Genomic DNA, 21,976 nt, shown 5'->3' on the forward strand with positions numbered 1-21,976 from the left:
GAGAGTGCTCGATGGACGTTCCAGCGTCTGACGACCGGCTGGCCGCACTGCCCGAGGAACTCCGGGAACGGCTGCGCAGGCAGCTGGCCGGTGAGGTCGGCACCGCGGCGGACGACGAGATCACGCCGGTCGCGGGCACCGACGGGCTGCCGCTGTCGTTCGCGCAGCAGCGGTTGTGGTTCCTGGACGAGTTCGAGCCGGGCGGCGCCGAGCACCACAGCCCGTGCGGGCTGCGGCTGTCCGGCGAGCTGGACGTCGACGCGCTGCGGGCGGCGCTGAACGGGCTGGTCGCCCGGCACGAGTCGCTGCGCACCACGTTCGGTTCGGTGGACGGCGGTGGGGTGCAGACGATCCACCCGCCGTTCGCGGTGCCCCTCCGGTGCGTGGACCTCGCCGCGGCACCGGGCGACCTGGACCAGGTGCTGCGGGACGAGCTGGCCCGGCCGTTCGACCTGCGTGCGCTGCCGCTGTTCCGGGCGCTGCTGGTGCGGGTGGCCGACGGCGAGCACCGGCTGCTGCTGAACGCGCACCACATCGTCACTGACGGGTGGTCGACGGGTCTGCTCGTCGACGAGCTGTGCGCGCTGTACACCGCAGCGGTCTCCGGCGCGCCAGCCGCGCTCCCGCCGCTCCCGGTGCGGTACGCGGACTTCGCGGTGTGGCAGCGGGAGCGGCTGTCCGGTGGCGCGCTCGACCAGGGCATCGCCTACTGGACGGAGCAGTTGGCCGGCCTGGCGCCGCTGGACCTGCCCGCCGACCGGCCGCGGCCGCCCGTGCGCACGTCGTCCGGGGCCGCGCACGAGTTCGCGGTCCCCGCGGAGCTGACCGCGCGGTTGCGGGAGCTGGCCCGCGAGTCGGGCGCGACGCTGTTCATGGTGCTGGTGGCGGCGGTCCAGGTGCTGTTCGCCCGGTACACGGGCCGGCGCGACATCGCGGTCGGCACGGTGACGTCCGGGCGGAACCGCGCCGAGCTGGAGAACGTCGTCGGGTTCTTCGTCAACACAGTGGCCCTGCGGTCCGATGTGGACACGACGCTGTCGTTCGCCGGGTTCCTGTCGCGGGTGCGGTCGACCGTGCTGGACGCGTTCGCGCACGACGAGGTCCCGTTCGAGCGGCTCGTGGAGGTGCTGCGGCCGGAGCGCGACCCGAGCCGCACGCCGCTGGTGCAGGCGATGGTCGTGCTGCAGAACACGCCGGCGCGCACGGTCGAGGTGCCGGGGCTGCGGGTCGGCGAGTTCGTGCCGCCGGTGTCGGCGGCGAGCGTCGACCTGCAGCTGGACTTCCGCGAGCGGGACGGCGCGCTGACCGGGTTCGCCTTCCACAGCACGGACCTGTTCGACGCGGCCACGGTCGACCGCATGACGGGGCACCTCCTGGTGCTGCTGCGCGCGGTCGCCGACCGGCCGGAACGGCCACTGTGGAAGGTGCCGCTGCTGACCGCGGACGAGCGCACCGAGATCGCGCGGCTGCACCACAGCACCCCGGGCCGTCCGGTCGCGCGGTGCCTGCACGAGCTGTTCGCCGAGCAGGCCGCGCGGACCCCGGAGGCCACCGCGGTCGTGTTCGAGGACGCCGCGCTCACCTACGCGGAGCTGGACGCCCGCGCGAACCAGGTGGCGCACCACCTCGTCGCCGAAGGTGTCGGCCCGGACGTGCTGGTCGGGGTGTGCGCGCCCCGCGGGGCCGACCTGGTCGTCGGGTTGCTCGCCGTGCTCAAGGCCGGTGGCGCGTACGTGCCGGTGGACCCGGACCTGCCGGAGGAACGGCGTGCCTACCTCGTCGCGGACTCCGGGGTGCGGGTGGTGCTCACCGAGGAGCGGCTGCGGGCGCCGTTCGCGTACCCGGCCACGCCACCCGAGGTGCGCACGGCGCCGGACAACCTCGCGTACGTCATCTACACGTCCGGCTCCACCGGCCGCCCGAAGGGTGTCGCGGTCACCCACGCCAACGTGGTGCGGTTGTTCGGCACCACCGAGCCGCTGTTCGGCTTCGGGCCCGGCGACGTGTGGACCCTGTTCCACTCCTACGCGTTCGACTTCTCGGTGTGGGAGCTGTGGGGTGCGCTGCTGCACGGCGGCCGCCTGGTCGTCGTGCCCCACGCGGTCACCCGGTCGCCCGAGGACTTCCGCGCGCTGCTCGCGCGGGAGCGGGTGACGGTGCTCAACCAGACGCCGTCGGCGTTCTACCGGCTCGCCGACGCCGACCTCCCGCCCACCCTGCGGTACGTGATCTTCGGTGGCGAGGCGCTGGACACCTCGCGGCTCGGCGGCCGGCACGCCCGTCAGGCGCTCGTGAACATGTACGGCATCACCGAGACCACCGTGCACGTCACGCACCTCGCGCTCGACGCGGGCGCGCAGGGCAGCCCGATCGGCGCCGCCCTGCCCGACCTGCGGGTCTACGTGCTCGACCCGGCCCTGCGGCCGGTACCCGTCGGCGTGCCCGGCGAACTCTACGTCGCGGGTCCCGGCCTCGCCCGGGGTTACCTCGGCCGCCCGGCACTCACCGCGAGCCGGTTCGTCGCCGATCCCTTCGGCGGTCCCGGCGAGCGCATGTACCGCACAGGCGACCTGGCCCGCCGGACCGCGGGCGGGCTGGAGTACCTCGGGCGCGGCGACCAGCAGGTCAAGATCCGCGGCTTCCGCATCGAGCCCGGCGAGATCGAGGCCACCGCGGAACAGCACCCCGGGGTCCGCCGGGCCGCGGTCGTGGTGCGCGAGGACACCCCGGGCGACAAGCGGCTCGTCTGCTACGTCGTGCCCGCGGGCGCCGCACCCGGCACCGCCGACCTGCGCAGGTTCCTGGCGAGCAGGCTGCCCGCGCACATGGTGCCCGCCGCGGTCGTCACGCTGCCGGAGCTCCCGTTGACCACCAACGGAAAGCTCGACCGGCGCGCCCTGCCCGCGCCGGAGGGACGGCCGGAGCTGGACGACCCGTACGTGGCGCCACGCGGCGCCGCCGAGGAGACCCTCGCCCGGATCTGGGCGCAGGTGCTCGGCGTCGAGCGGGTCGGCGTGCACGACAACTTCTTCGACCTCGGCGGCGACTCGATCCTGAGCCTCCAGGTCGTGTCCAGGGCGCGGCAGGCCGGGCTCGCGCTGACGTCCAAGGCGATGTTCCTGCGGCAGACCATCGCGGAACTGGCCGCGGACGAACTCACGGCGGCCACCAACGCCGAGGACGAACCGGCCGACGGTGACCCTGCCGACGGTGCCGTGCCGCTGACGCCCGTCCAGCGCTGGTTCTTCGACACCGTCACCGTCCACCCAGGACACCACAACCAGTCGCTCCTCCTGGCGGTGGCCGAGGACGTCGACGAGGCCGCGCTGCGGACCGCTGTGCACGCGCTGCCCGCCCACCACGACGCGTTGCGCAGCCGGTTCGACGACGGCCCGCGCCAGCGGGTCGCGGCCACCGAGGACGGGCCGGTGTTCACCCGCGAGCACCGCGCCGCGACCGACGACGCCGTCACCGAGATCCAGGCGAGCCTCGACCTGGCACACGGCCCCGTGTTCCGTGCCGCGTTGTTCGACCAGGACCCCGACGGGCGGCCGCGGCTGCTGCTGACCGCCCACCACCTCGTCGTGGACGGGGTGTCGTGGCGGATCCTCCTCGACGACCTCGGCACCGCGTACCGCCAGGCCCGCCGCGGCGAACCGGTCGACCTCGGCGTCCGGTCGACGTCCTTCCGGCGCTGGGCGCGGCGGCTCACCGAGCACACCGCGCGCGGCGGGTTCGACGACGAGCGGGACCACTGGGCGCGGCAGGACGCCGACCCCGCGCTGCCACTCGACAGCGAGGGCCCGAACACCGTGGCGAGCACCCGCGTGGTGACCGCCCGGCTGGACGGGGCACGCACCGCCGCCCTGCTCCACGACGTGTCCACTGTGTACCGGACGCGGGTCGACGAGGTGCTGGTCGCCGCGCTCGGCCGGGTGCTGCGCCGGTGGACCGGGCGGCCGAGGGTGCTGCTCACCCTGGAGGGCCACGGCCGGGAGGACCTGTTCGACGACGTCGACCTGTCCCGCACGGTCGGCTGGTTCACCACGCTCTACCCGGTCGCGCTGGACGTGCCGGACGACGACTGGGGCACCGCGCTGAAGTCGGTCAAGGAACAGCTGCGGAGCATTCCCCGCCGCGGCCTGGGGTACGGCGCCCTGCGGTACGGGGGCCGGCTCGCCGCCGCCGCCGAGCCGCTGATCAGCGTCAACTACCTCGGCCAGTTCGACGTCCCGGCCGACGACCTCGTGCGGGAGCTGCTCCCGTCCGCGGGTGCCGACCACCACCCCGGCCAGGTCCGCCCGCACCTCATCGACGTGGTGGCGGTGGTGGAGCACGGCACGCTCGAGTTCCGCTGGGTCTACTCGGCGGCCCGGCACCACGAGGAGACGATCACCCGGCTGGCCGCCGACCTCGTGGCCGCCGTCGACGCGATCGTGGCGCACTGCGCCGAACCCGGCGCGGGCGGCTGCACCCCGCACGACTTCCCGCTGGCCCGCCTCGACCAGGCCGCCGTGGACCGGATCGTCGGCGACGGCCGGTCCGTCGAGGACGTCTACCCGCTGACCCCGATGCAGAGCGGCATCCTGTTCCACTCGCTGAGCGGGCACGACGCCGACGTCTACGCGAACCGGATCAGCCTCACCGTCGACGGCGTCACCGATCCGGAGGCGTTCGGCGCGTCCTGGCAACGCGTCGTGGACCGGACCCCGGCACTGCGCACCGCGATCGTCTGGTCGGGCCTCGCCGAACCGGTGCAGGTCGTGCACCGCGCCGCCCGGCTCCCCATCACCCACGACGACGCACCGCCGCCCCTCGACCTCGGCACGCCGCCGCTGCTGCGGCTGACGATCCAGCGCCTGTCCGGTGCCGCGGTGCGCCTCACGCTGGCCTCCCACCACGTGCTGCTGGACGGCTGGAGCTGCATGCTGGTGCTCTCCGACGCCCTCGCCGAGTACGCGGGCAAGCCGGTGCCGCCGCGCAGGCCGTTCCGCGACTACCTGGCGTGGCTCGCAGGCCAGGACGAGCCTGCCGCCGAGGCCCATTGGCGCGGTGTCCTCACCGGACTGTCCGCGCCGACCCCGCTCCCGTACGACCGGCCGGCCGGCGGCGCGCACGCGTCCCGCTCCACCGAGGAGATCGGCTGCGACCTCCCGGACGACGTGTCGAGCCGCCTGTACGCCATGGCGACCCGGCACCGGCTCACGATCAACACGCTCGTGCAGGGCGCGTGGGCGCTGCTCCTGTCGCGGTACAGCGGTGAGCGGGAGGTGTGCTTCGGCGCGACCGTGTCCGGCCGTCCCGCGGAGCTCCCCGGCGCCGAGTCGATCGTCGGCCTGTTCATCAACACCCTGCCGGTGCGGCTCGACGTCGACGGCGGCGCGGACGTCCTGTCGTGGCTGCGGGACCTGCAGGTCACGCAGGCGGAGTCCCGCCAGTACGGGCACGTCTCGCTGGCGCAGCTGCGGTCGTGGAGCGACGTGCCGGGCGGCGCGAACCTGTTCGACAGCATCGTCGTGTTCGAGAACTACCCCTACGACACCACGCAGGCGGTGCGCGACTTCTCGTCGGAGGAGGGCACCAACTACGCGCTCAGCCTCATCGCCCACGCCGGTGACCGGCTGGAGCTGGCGCTCGGCTACGACCCCGCGCTGTTCGACGCCGGGACCGCGGCGCGGATCGTCGCGCACCTGCGGGCGCTGCTGACCGCGCTCGCCGACGAGCCGGGCACCCTCGCCGAGGTGTCCATGCTCACCGAGGCCGAGCGGCACCGGCTGACGGTGGAGTGGAACGGCACGGCCGAGGAGTTCCCGCCCGCCCGGCCCGTGCACACGCTGTTCGAGGCGCGGGTGCGGGAACGGCCCGACGACATCGCGGTGCTGTACCGGCATGCGGCGCTGACCTTCGCCGAGCTGGACGCCCGCGCCAACCGCCTGGCGTGGCACCTGGTGGAGCACGGCGTGGCGCCCGGGGTGCCGGTCGGGATCCGTCTGCCGCGGGGGCTGGACGTCGTCGTCGCGATGCTGGGGGTGCTGAAGGCGGGCGGCGCGTTCGTCCCCCTGGACACCGAGTTCCCCGCCGAGCGCGTCGAGTTCATGCTCGCCGACACCGCCGCGCCCGTCGTGGTCACCGAGGAGACCCTGCGGGCCGCCGCCCACCACCCGGCGACCACCCCGCCGTGCCCGGCAGGTCCGGACGACCTCGCGTACGTGGTCTACACGTCCGGCTCGACCGGCACCCCCAAGGGCGTGATGGTCGAACACCGCAACCTGTGGCACATCGCGCACGCCTGGGACTCCCGCTACGGCCTGACCGCGCTGCGGCCCCGGTTCGCCTGTGTCGCCAGCGTGTCCGTGGACCTGTTCTTCGCCGACCTGCTCCGCTCGGTGTGCTTCGGCGGCAGCCTCGTGGTGTGCCCGGCCGACGCGGTCGCGGACCCGCCCGCCCTGCTCGACCTCATCGCGGACACCGGCGCGACCGCGCTGGAGATCAGCCCGTCGCTGGCCCGCGCGGTCGCCGAGGAGGCCGCTCGGCGGGGGAGCGGCCTCGCGGCGTTGCGCCTGCTGTCGGTCGGCTCGGAGGGCTGGCGCACCGAGGACTGCGCCGCCGTGCTGCGCCAGGTCGGCCCGGACACGCTGGTGGTCAACGCGTACGGCGCCACCGAGACCACGGTCGACGCCACGGTGTTCCAGCCCGCTCGCGAGATGACGGGCACGCTCGTCCCCGTCGGCAGGCCGCTGCCCAACACCCGCGTGTACGTGCTCGGCCCGGACCTCGCGCCGGTTCCGGTCGGGGTGCCGGGCGAGCTGTACGTCGCGGGCGACGGCGTCGCCCGCGGGTACTGGCAGCGGCCCGATCTGACCGCGCAGCGGTTCCGCACCGCGCCCTGGGGGGAGCGGCTGTACCGGACCGGGGACCTCGTGCGGTGGCAGGAGTCCGGCGACCTGGTGTTCCTGGGCCGCGCCGACGACCAGGTCAAGCTCCGCGGGTTCCGCATCGAGTTGGGCGAGGTCGAGGCCGCGCTCGCCGCCCACCCGGAGGTGGCGCGGGCCGCGGCGACGGTCCGCGAGGACCGCCCCGGCGTGCGGCACCTGGTCGGCTACGTGGTCCCGGTTCCCGGCACCGCACCGGCCACCGCGGGCCTGCGTGCGTTCCTCGGCCGGACACTGCCCGGCCACATGGTGCCGTCGGTGTGCGTGGTCGTGGACGCGCTGCCGATGACCCCCAACGGCAAGGTCGACCGGCGGGCGCTGCCCGCACCGGACACCAGGCCGGACGCCGGGACGCCGTACGTCGCGCCGCGCACCGCGACCGAGCACGTGCTCGCCGGGATCTGGGCGCAGGTGCTCGGTGTCGAGCGGGTCGGCGTCGAGGACAACTTCTTCGACCTCGGCGGCGACTCCATCCTCAGCATCGGCGTCACGTCCCGGATCCGCGCGGTCCTGGGCGTGGAGCTGTCGCCACGGCACCTGTTCGACACCCCGACGATCACCGGCCTCGCCGACGCCGTGGCGACCGGGAAGGCACCCGAACCCATCGAGGCCGTCGACCGGTCCGGCCCGCTGCCGCTGTCGTTCGCGCAGCAGCGGTTGTGGTTCCTCGACGAGTTCGAGCCGGGCGGCCACGAGTACCACACGATCACCGCGCTGCGGCTGACCGGGACGCTCGACACCACCGCGCTGGCCGCGGCGCTGCGCGGGCTCGTCGAGCGGCACGAACCGCTGCGCACCACGTTCGGCACCGTCGACGGGCGCGGCGTGCAGGTCGTGCACCCGCCGTCGGACGTCGACGTCCACACCGTCGAGCTGACCGAGGCGGAGCTGGAGCCGTACCTGCGCGACGATCTGCGCCGCCCGTTCGACCTGCGCGAGGGGCCGCTGCTGCGGGTCCTGCTGGCCCGGCCGGCGGCGCGGGAGCACGTGCTGGTGCTGACCGTGCACCACATCGTCACCGACGGGTGGTCGATGGAGATCCTCGCCGAGGAACTCGGCACGCTCTACACGGCCGCGGTGCGCGGCGTGCCCGCCACGCTGCCCGCACCACCCGTGCAGTACGCGGACTTCGCGGCGTGGCAACGCAAGCAGCCACTCGAGGACAAGCTGGCCTACTGGGAGGACCGGCTCCGCGGGCTCGAGCCGCTCGACCTGCCCACCGACCGCCCGCGCCCCGCCGAGCGCGGCCCGGCCGGCGCCGTGCTGCCGTTCGAGTTCCCCGAGGACCTGTCGGCGCGGCTCGTCGAGCTGTGCCGCCGGGAAGGCGTCACCCTGTTCATGGCGCTCGTCGCGGTCACGCAGCTGCTGTTCGCCCGCTACTCCGGTCAGCGGGACGTCGCGGTCGGCACCGTGACGTCCGGCCGCGACCGCGCCGAGCTGGCGCGGCTGGTCGGGTTCTTCGTCAACACCGTCGTCCTCCGCTCCGATGTGGACGGTTCGCGCTCGTTCACCGAGCTGCTGGCGCAGGTCCGCGCGACCGTCCTGGACGCGTTCGCGCACGACGACGTGCCGTTCGAGCGGCTGGTCGAGGCCCTCGCGCCGGCGCGCGACCTGAGCAGGACGCCGCTCGTGTCGACCATGGTGGTGCTGCAGAACAACCCCGGCCACGCGCTGGAGCTGCCGGGCCTGCGGGTCGAGGAGTTCATGCCGCCCGTCGCGTCCGCCACCTTCGACCTGACGCTGGACTTCCACGAGCGCGACGGGAAGCTCGCCGGGTTCGCCGAGTACAGCACCGACCTGTTCGACGAACCCACCATCGCCGCGATGATCGGGCACCTGCGGGTGCTGCTCGACGGCATCGTCGCCGACCCGGACACCCGGCTCGACCGGCTGCCGCTGCTGTCGGGCGCGGAACGGCACCGGCTCGTCGTCGACGCCAACGACACCGACGTCGACTTCCCTCCGGTCCGCTGCGTCCACGAACGGCTGGCCGGACAAGCCGCGCGGCACCCCGACGACACCGCCGTGCTCGCCGGGGACCACGCGCTGACCTTCGCCGAGCTGGACGCCCGCGCCAACCGCCTCGCCCACCACCTCGCCACGTTCGGCGTCGGCCCCGGCGTCCTGATCGGCGTGCACATGGACCGCGGCGTGGACGTGGTCGTCGCGTTGTTCGCGATCCTCAAGGCGGGCGGCGCCTACGTGCCGCTCGACCCCGGCTACCCGGCGGAACGCCTGGCGTTCATGCTCGCCGACACCGCCGCGCCGGTCGTGCTGACCCAGCGGCACCTCGCCGGCCGCCTGCCCCGCCACGACGGGCTGCTGGTGTGCGTGGACGACGACCTGCCCGCCTACCCCGCGCACGCCCCGGACTCCGACGTCGCGCCGGACGACCTCGCGTACGTCATCTACACGTCCGGCTCGTCCGGCACCCCGAAGGGCGTCATGGTCGAGCACCGCCACCTCGACCACATCGCGAACGCGTGGGACGCGCGGTTCGGGCTGGCTGCCGCGCGGCTGCGGTTCGTCTCGGTGTCGAGCCTGTCGGTCGACCTGTTCTTCGCCGACATCATCCGGTCGGTCTGCTTCGGCGGCACGCTGATCGTCTGCCCCGCCGAGTCGATCACCGAACCGGCGGAGCTGCTGGCGCTCATCGACCGCACCGGCGCCACCGGGCTCGAACTGGTGCCGTCGCTCGCCACCGCCATGCTCGACGAGGTGGACCAGCTGCCGCCGCTGCGGCTGCTGTCCATCGGGTCGGAGGGCTGGCGGGCGGCCGACTGCCGCGCGCTGCTGGCCCGGCTCCACCCCGCCACCACCGTGGTCAACGCCTACGGCGGCACCGAGGCCACCGTCGACTCCACCGTGTTCACCCCGACCGCCGCGTCGCTGGCCGGGCGCACGTTCGTCCCCATCGGGCAGCCGCTGCCGAACACCCAGGTGTACGTGCTGGACCAGAGCATGAACGTGGTGCCCGCCGGGGTGCCGGGGGAGCTGTACATCGGCGGGGCCGGGGTGACGCGCGGCTACTGGAACCGGCCGTCGCTCACGGCGGAGCGGTTCGTCCACGACCCGTTCCGGCCCGGCGGCCGCCTGTACCGCACCGGCGACCGCGTGCGGCGGCTGCGCGACGGGAACCTCGAGTTCCTCGGCCGGGTCGACGAGCAGGTCAAGGTCCGCGGCTTCCGCGTCGAGCTGGGCGAGGTGGAGACCGCGCTGCTGGCGCACCCCGCCGTCCGCCAGGCCGCCGCGGTGACCCACGAGGGCCATCTCGTCGGTTACGTGGTGACCGACGTGCCTGTCGACGGGCTGCGGGAGTTCATGACCGGCCGGCTGCCCGACTACATGGTGCCGTCGGCGTTCGTCCGCCTCGACGAGCTGCCGCTGACCCCGAACGGGAAGGTCGACCGGCGTGCCCTGCCCGCGCCCGCGCCACGCGACCCGGGCGAGGACCACGTCGCGCCGCGCACCGACGTGGAGCGGACCCTCGCCGGGATCTGGGCCGAGGTGCTCGGGGTCGAGCGGGTCGGCGTGCACGACAACTTCTTCGACCTGGGCGGCGACTCGATCCTGAGCATCCAGGTGGTGTCCCGCGCCCGCCGGGCGGGACTGCGCCTGACGTCCAAGCTCATCTTCCTCCGGCAGACCGTCGCGGCACTGGCGTCCGGGATCACCGTCGCTGCGGCGCCACCGGAGCGGCAGGAACCGGTGACCGGCGACGCGCCGCTCATCCCCGTGCAGCAGTGGTTCGCCGAGACGCAGACCGTCAATCCCGACCACTACGCCATGCCCGTGTGCCTCGAACTGGCCGACGGCGTGGCCGAGGACGTGCTGCGGTCGGCGTTCGCCGCGCTGGCCGCCCACCACGACGCGCTGCGGATGCGGTTCGGCCGCGACCGCCAGTACGTCGCGGACGCGCCACCGCCGTTCGAGCGCGTCGACCTGTCCACACTGGACGGACCGGACCAGGACGCCGCCGTCCAGGAGCTGGCGACGGCGACCCACGCGAGCCTGAGCCTCACCACGGGGCCGGTGGCGAAGGCCGTGCTGATCGACCGCGGCCCTGGCACGCCGTCGCTGCTCCTGCTGAGCGTGCACCACATGGTCGTCGACGGCGTCTCCTGGCGGATCCTGCTGTCCGATCTGGACACCGCATGCCGCAACCTCGCCGCGGGCGGGACCGCCGGGCTGGAACCGAGGACCACGTCGTTCCTGACCTGGGCGCGGCGGCTCGCGGAGTACGCGAGCGGGGGCGGCTTCGACGACGAGCTGGGGTACTGGACCGCATCGGCCGCTGACCTGCCCCTGCCCGTCGACCTGCCGGGCGGCAACCTGGCGGGCTCGGAGCGGACCGTCACCGTCCACGTCGACGAGGCCACCACCGGCGCGCTGCTGCACGACGTGCCGCCCCGGTACCGGGCCAGGATCACCGACCTGCTGCTGGCCGCGCTCGCCAGGACCCTGTCCCGGTGGACCGGCGCGCCGCGTGCCCTGATCGGGATGGAGGGCCACGGCCGGGAGGAGCTGTTCGACGACGTGGACACCTCCCGCACGGTCGGCTGGTTCACCACCCACTTCCCGGTCGTGCTGGCGGTGCCCGACGGCGACTGGGGCGACGTGCTCAAGGCCGTCAAGGAGCAGTTGCGTGCCGTGCCGGGCCGCGGCATCGGCTACGACGCCCTGCGGTACCTCAGCCCCGCCTGGACAGGGCCGGACGTGCGGGCGCCGATCTCCTTCAACTACCACGGCCAGGTGGACGCCATGGCCGAAGGCACCGTGTTCCGCGGCCACTCCGCGCTGTCCGGCGAGATCCAGGACCCGCGCGAGACGCGCCCGTTCCTGATCGACGTCGTCGGCATGCTCGACCACGGCCGCCTCACGTTCTCCTGGACCTACTCGGCGAACGTGCACCGCGCCGAGACGGTCGAGCGGCTGGCGACCGGGTTCACCGACGCGCTCGCCGCGATCGCCCGGCACGGCACCCGGCCGGGCGCGGGTGGCTGCACGCCGTCGGACTTCCCGCTCGCCCGCCTCGACCAGACCACCGTGGACCGGCTCGTCGGCGACGGCCAGGCGGTCCAGGACGTGTACCGCCTGACGCCCATGCAGAGCGGCATGCTGTTCCACTCGCTGTCCAGTCGGGACACCGACGTCTACGTGCACCAGACCGCCGTCGTGCTCGACGGGGTCCGCGATCCCGCACTGCTCGCCACCGCGTGGCAGCGGGTGGTCGACCGGACCCCGGTGCTGCGCACGGCCGTGGTGTGGGAAGGCGTTCCCGAGCCCGTGCAGGTCGTGTACCGGGACGTCCGGCTGCCCGTCACCCACCTCGACTGGAGCGACCTCGGCGAGGCCCGGTGGCGGGCGGAGCTCGACCGGTACCTGACCGCCGACCTCGCCACCGGGTTCGACCTCGGCGCCGCTCCGCTGCTGCGGATGCTCGTCGCGCGCCTCGGCGAGGACTCCGTGCTGCTCGTGGTGACCACCCACCACCTGCTGCTCGACGGGTGGAGCACCGCGGACGTCTCCGGCGAGGCGCTCGCCGTCCACGCCGCGCTGCGCCGGGGACAGGTGCCCGAACACCCCCGGCGGCGCCCGTTCCGCGACTACGTCGCCTGGCTGGCCGCGCAGGACCAGTCCGCGGCCGAGGACCACTGGCGTGCCGTGCTGTCCGGGTTCGCCGCGCCGACACCGCTGCCCTACGACCGGCCGCCCGGCCGCGCGCACACCGCCAGCTCGGCGGTCGGCGTGCCGGTCGAACTGCCCGCCGACCTGTCCGCGCGGCTCACCGACTTCGCCCGCCGCAACCGGCTCACGGTGAACGCGATCCTGCAGGGCGCGTGGGCGGTGCTGCTGGCGCGGCACAGCGGCGAACGCGACGTGTGCTTCGGCGCCACGGTGTCCGGCCGGCCCTCCGAACTCGCGGACGTGGACTCCATCGCGGGCTTGTTCATCAACACGCTGCCGGTGCGGGTCACCGTCGACGGCGACCGCGACGTGGTGTCGTGGCTGCGGGCGCTGCAGGCCGAGCAGGTGGACGCCCGCCAGTACGAGTACGTCTCGCTCGCCCAGGCGCAGGCGTGCAGCGACGTGCCGCGGGGCACCAACCTGTTCGACACGCTCGTCGTGTTCGAGAACTACCCGTTCGACGCCACCATGACCGAGCGGTTCGGCGTGCGGGTCACCGACGTCCTCGCCGACGACGCGACGAACTACCCGCTCACCCTCACCGCGCACGCCGCCGATCGTGTGCACCTGCTGCTGCACTACGACCCGGAACTGTTCGACGCCGCCACGGTGGCCGGCCTCGGCGTCCGGCTGCGCACGCTCCTCGACGGGTTCGTCACCGGCCCGCACCGGCGGCTGGCCGAGGTGCCGGTGCTCGACGACGCGGAACTGCACCAGGTGCTCGTCGCGTGGAACGAGACCGGCTCGACCGCGGCCGACGGCCGGTGCGTGCACGACCTGTTCGCCGACCAGGCCCGGCGCCACCCGGACACCGTCGCGGTCCTGCACGGCGACACCACGCTCACCTACGCCGGCCTGGACGCCCGCGCCAACGGGCTCGCGCACCGGTTGCGCGCGCTCGGCGCCGGGCCGGGCGCGCTCGTCGCCCTGTGCCTGGAACCCGGGCCGGACGCGGTGATCGCGATGCTGGGCGTGCTCAAGGCCGGTGCCGCGTTCGTGCCGCTCGACCCCGGCTACCCGCCGGAGCGGCTGGCGTTCCTGCTGGCCGACACGACCGCACCAGTGCTCGTGACCCGCACGCCGCTGCTGGACCGGCTGCCCGGGCACGCCGCGGCCGTGGTGTGCCTCGACCGGGAGCGCGCCGAAGCCGGTGCCCCGCCCGACGTCGAGACCGGGCCCGACGACCTCGCCTACGTCGTCTACACCTCGGGCACCACCGGCACCCCGAAGGGCGTCATGGTGGCGCACCGCAACCTGCGCCACATCGTGGCCGCGTGGGACATCGAGTACGGGCTCACCGCCCTGCGGCCCCGGTTCCTGTCGGTGTCCGGCACCGGCGTCGACCTGTTCTTCGCCGACGTGCTCCGCTCGCTGCTGTTCGGCGGGTCGCTGGTGATCTGCCCACGCGACGCGGTGACCGACCCGCCCGCGCTGCTGTCGCTGGTGGAGCGGACCGGGGTGACCGCCATGGAGATCACCCCGTCGCTGCTCACCGCCCTGGTGGCCGCGGGCGCCCGGCTCGACGCGCTGCGGCTGCTGTCGGTGGGGTCGGAGGGCTGGCGGACCGCCGACTGCCTCGCCCTGCTCGACCGCGTCGGCACCGGCACCGTGGTCGTCAACGCCTACGGCGCCACCGAGACCACGGTCGACGCCACCCTGTTCCGCCCGTCGACCGGCAAGCTCGACACCGAGTTCGTGCCGATCGGCACGCCCCTGCCCGGCACGGCCGTGTACGTGCTGGACGCGGACCGCAATCCGGTGCCGCCGGGTGTCGCCGGCGAACTGTACGTCGGCGGTGCCGGGGTGGCGGCCGGGTACTGGCGCAGGCCGGACCTGACCGAGGCGCGGTTCGTCGCCGCGCCGTGGAGCGGGGAGCGGCTGTACCGCACCGGTGACCTCGCCCGCCGGCGTCCCGACGGCGTGCTGGAGTTCCTGGGGCGCGCCGACGACCAGGTCAAGGTCCGCGGTTTCCGGATCGAGCTGGGCGAGGTCGAGAGCGTCCTCGCCGAGCACCCCGGCGTGGCCGCGGCGGCCGTCGCGGCACCGAGGGACGAGCGCGGGCGCACCCGCCTGGTCGGCTGTGTGGTGCCGGGCCCCGGTGGCGTGCCGGGCAGTGCGGACCTGCGGGAGTTCCTGCGCAGGCGCCTGCCCGAGTACATGGTGCCGTCGGGTTTCGTGACGCTCGACGCGCTGCCGGTCACCCCGAACGGGAAGCTGAACCGGCGTGCCCTGCCCGCCGATCTGTCCGTTGTGGACACCGAAACGCCGTTCCGGGCACCCAGTGGTCCGGTCGAGACGGTCCTCGCGGACATCTGGGCCGAGGTGCTCGGGGTCGACCGGGTCGGCGCCGACGACAACTTCTTCGAGCTGGGCGGCGACTCGATCCTCAGCATCCAGGTCGTCTCCCGCGCCCGTGCCACGCTCGGCGCGGCCGTGTCGCCGAGGCAGCTGTTCGACACCCCCACGATCGCGGCGCTGGCCCGCGGGCTCACCCGGGGCCGGGGCGAGGCGCCGATCCCGGCCGCCGACCGGGACGGGCCGCTGCCGATGTCGTTCGCGCAGCAGCGGTTGTGGTTCCTCGACGACTTCGACGCCGGCGGCGCCGAGTACAACACGGTGGTGGCGCTGCGGCTGCGCGGCACGCTGGACACCACGGCCCTCTCGGCGGCGCTCGACGGGCTGGTGGCCCGGCACGAGTCGCTGCGCACCACGTTCGACGCGGTCGAGGGCCGGGGTGTGCAGGTGGTCCACCCACCCGCCGCGGTGCCGGTCCGCACGGTCGAGGTGTCCGAAGAGGACCTGCCGGCGCTGCTGCGGCGGGAGTCCACCGCGCCGTTCGACCTCCGCCGCGGCCCGCTGTTCCGGGTGCTGCTCGCCCGGCTCGCCGACGGCGAGCACGTGCTGGTGCTCGGCCTGCACCACATCGTGACCGACGGCTGGTCGATGGGTGTCCTCGCCGACGAGCTGGGCGCCCGGTACACCGCGGCCGTGCGGGGCGAACCGGTCGCGCTGCCGCCGCTGCCCGTGCAGTACGCGGACTACGCCGTGTGGCAACGGGAACGGCTGTCCGGGACGGAACTCGACGAGCAGCTCGCGTACTGGCGCGACCGCCTCGCCGGCCTGCCCCCGCTGGACCTGCCGACCGACCGGCCCCGCCCGCCCGTGCGCACCGCCACCGCCGCCAACCACGACTTCCGGGTCCCCGGGGACGTCCTCGGGCGGCTCAAGGAGGTGGCGCGGGCGCACGACGCGACGCTGTTCATGACCCTCGTGGCGGCCACGACCGTGCTGCTGTCCCGGTACAGCGGGCAACGGGACGTCGCCGTGGGCACCGCCGTGTCCGGCCGCGACCGGACCGAGCTGGAGCCGTTGATCGGGTTCTTCGTCAACACCCTGGTGCTGCGGTCCGATGTGGACACATCGGCGCGGTTCGGCGACTTCCTGCGGGACGTGCGCGCCACCGTGCTCGACGCGTTCGCGCACGACGAGGTGCCGTTCGAACGCGTCGTGGAGGCCGTCCAGCCGGACCGCGACCCCAGCCGCACCCCGCTGGTGCAGGCGATGGTGGTGCTGCAGAACACCCCGGTGCGCGAGCCGGAGCTGCCCGGGCTGCGGATCGAGGACGTCGAGCTGCCGACCGAGGCCGCCGGGCACGACCTGACCGTGCAGTTCGAGGAGGTCGGCGGGGAGCTGGCGGTGGCGGTCGACTACAACGCCGACCTCTTCGACGCCGGCACCGTCGAGCGGATGGGCACGCACCTGTCCCGGCTGCTGGCGGGGATCGCCGCCGACCCCGGCACCCCACTCCGCGGGTTGCCGTGGCTGACCGACGAGGAGCGGCAGGCGGTGGCGGAGTGGAGCGGCGGCCCGGCCGCAACGTCCGCGGCGTCCGCAGGCCGGTGCGTGCACGAGGTCTTCGCCGGCCAGGCGGCCCGCACCCCGGACGCGTCGGCGGTGACGTTCGCCGGGACGGCGCTGACCTACGCGCAGCTGGACGCGCGGGCCAACCGGCTGGCGCACCACCTGGTGGCCCTCGGCGTCGGCCCGGACGTGCCCGTCGGGGTCTGCCTCGAACGGAGCGCGGACGCGATCGTCTGCCTGCTTGCCGTGCTGAAGGCCGGGGGTGCGTACGTGCCGCTGGACCCCGGCTACCCGCCCGACCGGCTCGCGTTCATGCTCGAGGACACCGCCGCGCCGGTCGTGCTGACCGTGAGCCGGTGGCGTGACCGGCTGCCCGGGCGCGTCGTGTGTGTCGACGACGACCTACCGGACCTGCCCGCGACCCCGCCACCGAACCGGGTGCGGCCGGACAACCTCGCGTACGTGATGTACACGTCCGGGTCCACCGGGCGGCCGAAGGGGGTGCTCGTCACGCACCGGGCCGTGGTGCGGCTCGTGTGCAGCACCGACTACGTCGACCTGCGTCCGTCCGACGTGGTCGCCCAGTCCGCGTCGATCTCCTTCGACGCCGCCACGTTCGAGATCTGGGGTGCGCTGCTCAACGGCGCGACCCTGGCGGTGGCGGACGCGCAGGTGCCGTCGGTCGAGGACCTGCGTGCGTTCCTGGCCTCGGCGCGGGTGACCGTGCTGTGGCTGACGGCGGGCCTGTTCCACGAGGTCGTCGACGCGGACGTCACCGCCCTGGCCGGCCTGCGGTACCTGCTGGCGGGCGGCGACGTGCTGTCGGCCGCGCACTGCGCGCAGGTGCTGGCGGCGGTCCCCGGGCTCCAGCTGGTCAACGGGTACGGGCCCACCGAGGGCACGACGTTCACCACCTGCCACCGGCTGCCCGGGCCGCCGGACACCACCGTCCCCATCGGCAGGCCCGTCGCGGGCACGACCACCCACGTGCTGGACGCCGACCTGAACCCGGTCCCGGCCGGGGTGCCCGGCGAGCTGTACGTCGGCGGGCTCGGCGTCGCGCGCGGCTACCTGGGCAGGCCGGGGCTCACCGCCGAACGGTTCGTCGCGTCGCCGTGGGGTGCGGGGGAGCGGCTGTACCGCACCGGTGACGTGGTGCGGTGGCGGCCGGACGGGACGGTGGAGTTCCTCGGCCGCCGCGACGGGCAGGTGAAGATCCGCGGGTTCCGCGTCGAACTCGGCGAGGTCGAGGCCGCGCTGCGTGCACACCCCGGGGTCGCCGAGGCGGTCGTCGTCGCGCACGATGGCGGCGGGCACAAGCGGCTCGTCGCGTACGTCGTGCCCGTCGGCGCGGCGCCGGACCTGCGCGGGTTCCTGTCCGGGCGGCTGCCCGCGTACCTCGTGCCGTCGGCGTTCGTGGTGCTGGACCGCCTGCCGCTCACCCCCAACGGCAAGGTGGACCGGCGCGCCCTCCCCGCACCGGACCTGGTCACGGGTGACGGGGCGCCGCGCACCCCGGTCGAGGAGGCCCTGGCCCGGGTGTGGGCGGAGGTGCTCGGCGTCGAGCGGGTCGGCGTGCACGACAACTTCTTCGACCTCGGCGGCGACTCGATCCTGAGCCTCCAGGTGGTGGCGAAGGCGCGGCGTGCCGGGCTGCGGCTGACGTCGAAGGCGCTGTTCCTGCACCAGACCATCGCCGGCCTGGCCTGCGAGGTCGCGGTCGCGGCGCCGGACGACGGGGAAGGGGCGGCCGTCACCGGCGAGGTCGCGCTCACCCCGGTGCAGCACTGGTTCTTCGCCGAGTTCGACAACCACACGCACCTCAACCAGTCGGTGTTCGTGGAGCTGACCCCGGACGTGGCGGAGGACGCCCTGCGGACCGCGATCGCCGCGCTGTGGGCGCACCACGACGCGCTGCGGCTGCGGTTCACCCGCGACGATGGCCGATGGCGCCAGCACCACGGGCCCGGCGCCGACGTGTTCACGCGCGTCGATCTGTCCGGTCTGGCGCCCGCCGCGCAGGACGCCGCCGTCGTGGACGCCGCCGTCGCCGCGCAGCGCGGGTTCGTGCTGGAGACCGGGCCGCTGGTGCGGGTGCTGATGTTCGCGCTCGGACCGGACCGGCCGCCGAGGCTGTTCATCACCGCGCACCACCTGGTGGTCGACGGCGTGTCGTGGCGGATCCTGATGTCCGACCTGGACGTCGCGTACCGGCAGGCCCGGCGGGGCGACCCGGTCGACCTCGGCCGCAAGACGACCTCGTACCAGGAGTGGGCGCGGCGCCTCCACGAACACGTGGCGGCGGGGTCGTTCGACCACGAGCTCGCGCACTGGACGGCCGTGACCGCCGAACCGATCCCCGTGGACGGCGCCGGCGAGAACACCGTCGCGGCGACCGAGACGATCTCCGTGGAACTCGACCCGGGCGAGACGGGGGCGTTGCTGCGGACCGTGCCGGTCACGCACCGGACCCGCGTCGACGACGTGCTGCTCGCCGCCCTCGCCCGCGTCCTGTCCGAGTGGACCGGCCGGGACCGGGTGGCGCTCGCGATGGAGGGCCACGGCCGCGAGGACCTGTTCGACGACGTCGACCTGTCCCGCACCGTCGGCTGGTTCACCACTCTGTTCCCGCTGGTGCTGGCGGTGCCGGACACCGAGGACTGGGCGGCGACGATCGCCTCGGTCAAACGGCAGCTGCGTGCGGTGCCCGGCCGAGGGCTGGGCTACGGCGCCCTGCGGTACCTGTCCGGCACGGGCGCCCGGGCGCTGGGCGGCGCTGCGCTGCCCGAGATCAGCTTCAACTACCTCGGCCGGTTCGACGACTCCGCCGGGGCGGGCGACGGGCTGTTCGGCGCGGACCTGCCGGTGATCGGCGAGGACCAGGACCCGGCCGGACGGCGGCAGTGGCTGATCGAGGTGGCGGGCAGCGTCCACGGCGGGCGGCTCGGCTTCTCCTGGACCTACTGCCCCGCCATCCACCACCCCGCCACCGTCCAGCGCCTGGCCGGCCGGTACCTGAACGCCCTGCGCGCGATCGCCCTGGGGGACCGATGAGTGTGCGGATCGAGCCGCTTCCGCTGTCCCGCAACCGGAACTACAACCTGCTCTGGATCACACAGGTGGTCTCCGAGCTGGGGTCGGACATCTCCTACATCGCGTTCCCGCTGCTGATCCTCGCCACCTCGGGGTCACCGCTGGAGATGGGCATCGTGTCCGCCGCGAGCGCGGCCGCCCACATGGTGGGGGAGCTGCCCGGCGGTGTGCTGGCCGACCGCTTCGACCGCAAGAAGATCATGCTGCTGTGCGACGGCTGCCGCGCGCTGGCACTCGGCAGCCTCGCGGTCGCCTTGCTGGCGGGGGTGTTCTCCTTCGAGCACGTCCTGGTGGTCGCGGTCGTCGAGGGCCTGTGCGCGTCGATGTTCGGGCCGGCCGAGGAGGCCACGGTGCCGAGGATCGTGCACGAGACACAGCTGTCGACCGCGGTGGCCCGCAACACGGCCAGGACCTACATCGCGGGACTGGTCGGGCCGGGGCTGGGTGGTTTCCTGTTCAGCGTCAACCGCATGGTGCCGTTCCTCGTCGACGCGGTCTCCTACGCGGTGTCGTTCGTCGGCCTGCTGTTCCTCCGGCTGCCGCCACGGGAAGCCGATGCCGCCGCCGACGACGACGAGGAACCCGCGGCGGAGGGCCTGTCCTCGGGGTTCGCCTGGGTGCTGCGGCACCGCGTGATCCGCACGACGCTGGTGTGGATCGTGGGCTCCAACCTCGTGTTCGCCGCGCTCGTCATCGTCATCCTGGCGCTGGCCGGCGAGCACGAGGCGGGCCCGGGGGAGATCGGGATCATGATGTCGTTCTTCGGCGTCGGCGGGCTGCTCGGCGCGGTGGTGGCGCCCCGGCTGCACGCGGCGCTGCCCGCACCGGTGATCGTGCTCGGCTTCTCGTGGATCGCGGCGGCCCTGACGACGGCGATGGCGTTCGCGCCGGGCGGCCTCGCACTGGGCGCGATCCTCGGCGTGGTCGCGTTCTTCGCCCCGGTCGCGAACACGACGATCATCACCTACCAGATGACGGTCACGCCGGACGAGTACCGCGGCAGGCTCAGCGGCGTCACCGGCCTGTGCGGGGGTGTGGCGGGGGCGCTGGGCCCGCTCGTGGGCGGCCTGCTCATGACGGGCACCGGCGGCGGGGCCACCGGCGTCCTGGCCTGCGCCACCGCCCTGGCCGTGATCGCGATCGCCGCGACGCTGAACCCCACCCTGCGGCGGTTCCCCACCCTGCGGCAGCACGCCTGACGGAACGGCACCGGAAGACACGACGACGCTGGACCGGTCGCTCAGCCCGGCGTCGTCGTGTCTCCGGATCAGCCGTGCCGGTCCATCGCCTCCGCCAGGCTGCGCGGCCGCATGTCCGTCCAGTGCTGTTCGACGTAGGCCAGGCATTCCTCGCGGCCCGCTTCCTCGTGCGCCACCTGCCAGCCCGCCGGAACGTCCGCGAACGACGGCCACAGCGAGTACTGGCCCTCGTCGTTCACGAGCACCAGATATGTTCCGTTCTCGTCCTCGAAAGGATTGGACATCCGCGTTTTCCCTCCGCCGCGCACGGGCATGGTCTCGTTCGATCGTTCGCCACCCCGGCGGTGTTCTCAACGTCCTTCAGCCAGCGCCGAAACACGTCGGCGCGCCATTGTTTCCCGCGCGCGGGCTGCGAGCATGGTGGATATGGCAGCACGCGTCGGTTCGTCGTGGTTTCGCCGGTTCCGCCCGATTCCGGATTCCCGGCTGCGGCTGGTGTGCTTTCCGCACGCGGGTGGGTCGGCGAGCGCCTACCGGTCGTGGCCCGCGCTGCTGCCCGCTGACGTCGAGGTGCTCGCCGTGCAGTACCCGGGCAGGCAGGACCGCGGGCACGAACCGTGCCCGGCCGACCTGCACGAGCTGGCGGACGCGGTCACCGCCGCGCTCGACCCGTTCCTCGACCGGCCGCTCGCCTTGTTCGGGCACAGCATGGGCGCGTCCGCTGCGCACGAGGTGGCGCTGCGGATGGGGAACCCATTGGTGCACGGCCTCTTCGTGTCCGCGCGCCTGCCGCCCCGGCACCACCGCCCCCGCGACCCGCACCAGGACGACGACGCCCTGCTCGCGGACGTCCGCGCGCTCGACCCGGCCGGCGCGGCGGTGCTCGACGACCCGGACCTGCGCGCCCTGCTGCTGCCGCCGATCCGCGCCGACTACCGGATCGCCGACACGTACCGGCCGAGCGCGGACCCGGTGGTGGACGTGCCCGTCGTGGCGTACGTCGGGGACCGCGACCCGTGCGTGCGGCCGTGGCAGATGCAGGCCTGGTCCGAGATCACGAATGCCGGTTTCGACGTGGTCGAGTTCCCCGGCGACCACTTCTACCTGAAAGCCGCCGCGGACCGGTTGACCGGCGACATCGGCAGGCGGCTCGGTGCTCGGCTTGCGAGGTCCACGTCCGGCAACTAGGTTCAACTGTCGGGC

4 protein-coding genes are annotated in these 21,976 nt (G+C 74.1%); 3 read left to right on the forward strand and 1 reads right to left on the reverse strand.

Annotation, left to right across the window (positions count from 1 at the left end; genetic code table 11):
- Positions 1-11: 11 nt before the first annotated feature.
- Together ACYQ77_RS10395 and ACYQ77_RS10400 are read left to right on the forward strand one after the other, a co-directional pair.
- Positions 12-19,535, forward strand: coding sequence for a non-ribosomal peptide synthase/polyketide synthase (locus tag ACYQ77_RS10395; protein WP_459709832.1), 19,524 nt, complete (start codon positions 12-14; stop codon positions 19,533-19,535).
- On the forward strand, positions 19,532-20,773 hold the full coding sequence (locus ACYQ77_RS10400) for an MFS transporter (protein ID WP_459709834.1): 1,242 nt from the start codon (positions 19,532-19,534) through the stop codon (positions 20,771-20,773). Before ACYQ77_RS10395 ends, ACYQ77_RS10400 begins: the two co-directional genes overlap by 4 nt.
- Positions 20,774-20,841: 68 nt before the next feature.
- On the opposite strand, the gene ACYQ77_RS10405 is transcribed toward ACYQ77_RS10400, so the two are convergent.
- Positions 20,842-21,057, reverse strand: coding sequence for an MbtH family protein (locus ACYQ77_RS10405; protein WP_459709836.1), 216 nt, complete (start codon positions 21,055-21,057; stop codon positions 20,842-20,844).
- Between the two features lie 142 nt (positions 21,058-21,199).
- Between ACYQ77_RS10405 and ACYQ77_RS10410 the strand changes: the two genes are divergently transcribed.
- Positions 21,200-21,961, forward strand: a complete 762-nt coding sequence (locus tag ACYQ77_RS10410; RefSeq protein WP_459709838.1) for a thioesterase II family protein — start codon at positions 21,200-21,202, stop codon at positions 21,959-21,961.
- The last annotated feature ends 15 nt before the right edge of the window (positions 21,962-21,976 follow it).

This window comes from Actinophytocola sp. KF-1, from assembly GCF_054661535.1.

Bases quoted from the DNA above. Each gene is read 5' to 3' on its own strand.
- ACYQ77_RS10395 (WP_459709832.1), top strand. From the start codon at position 12: ATGGACGTTCCAGCGTCTGACGACCGGCTGGCCGCACTGCCCGAGGAA.
- ACYQ77_RS10400 (WP_459709834.1), top strand. From the start codon at position 19,532: ATGAGTGTGCGGATCGAGCCGCTTCCGCTGTCCCGCAACCGGAACTAC.
- ACYQ77_RS10405 (WP_459709836.1), bottom strand. From the start codon at position 21,057: ATGTCCAATCCTTTCGAGGACGAGAACGGAACATATCTGGTGCTCGTG.
- ACYQ77_RS10410 (WP_459709838.1), top strand. From the start codon at position 21,200: ATGGCAGCACGCGTCGGTTCGTCGTGGTTTCGCCGGTTCCGCCCGATT.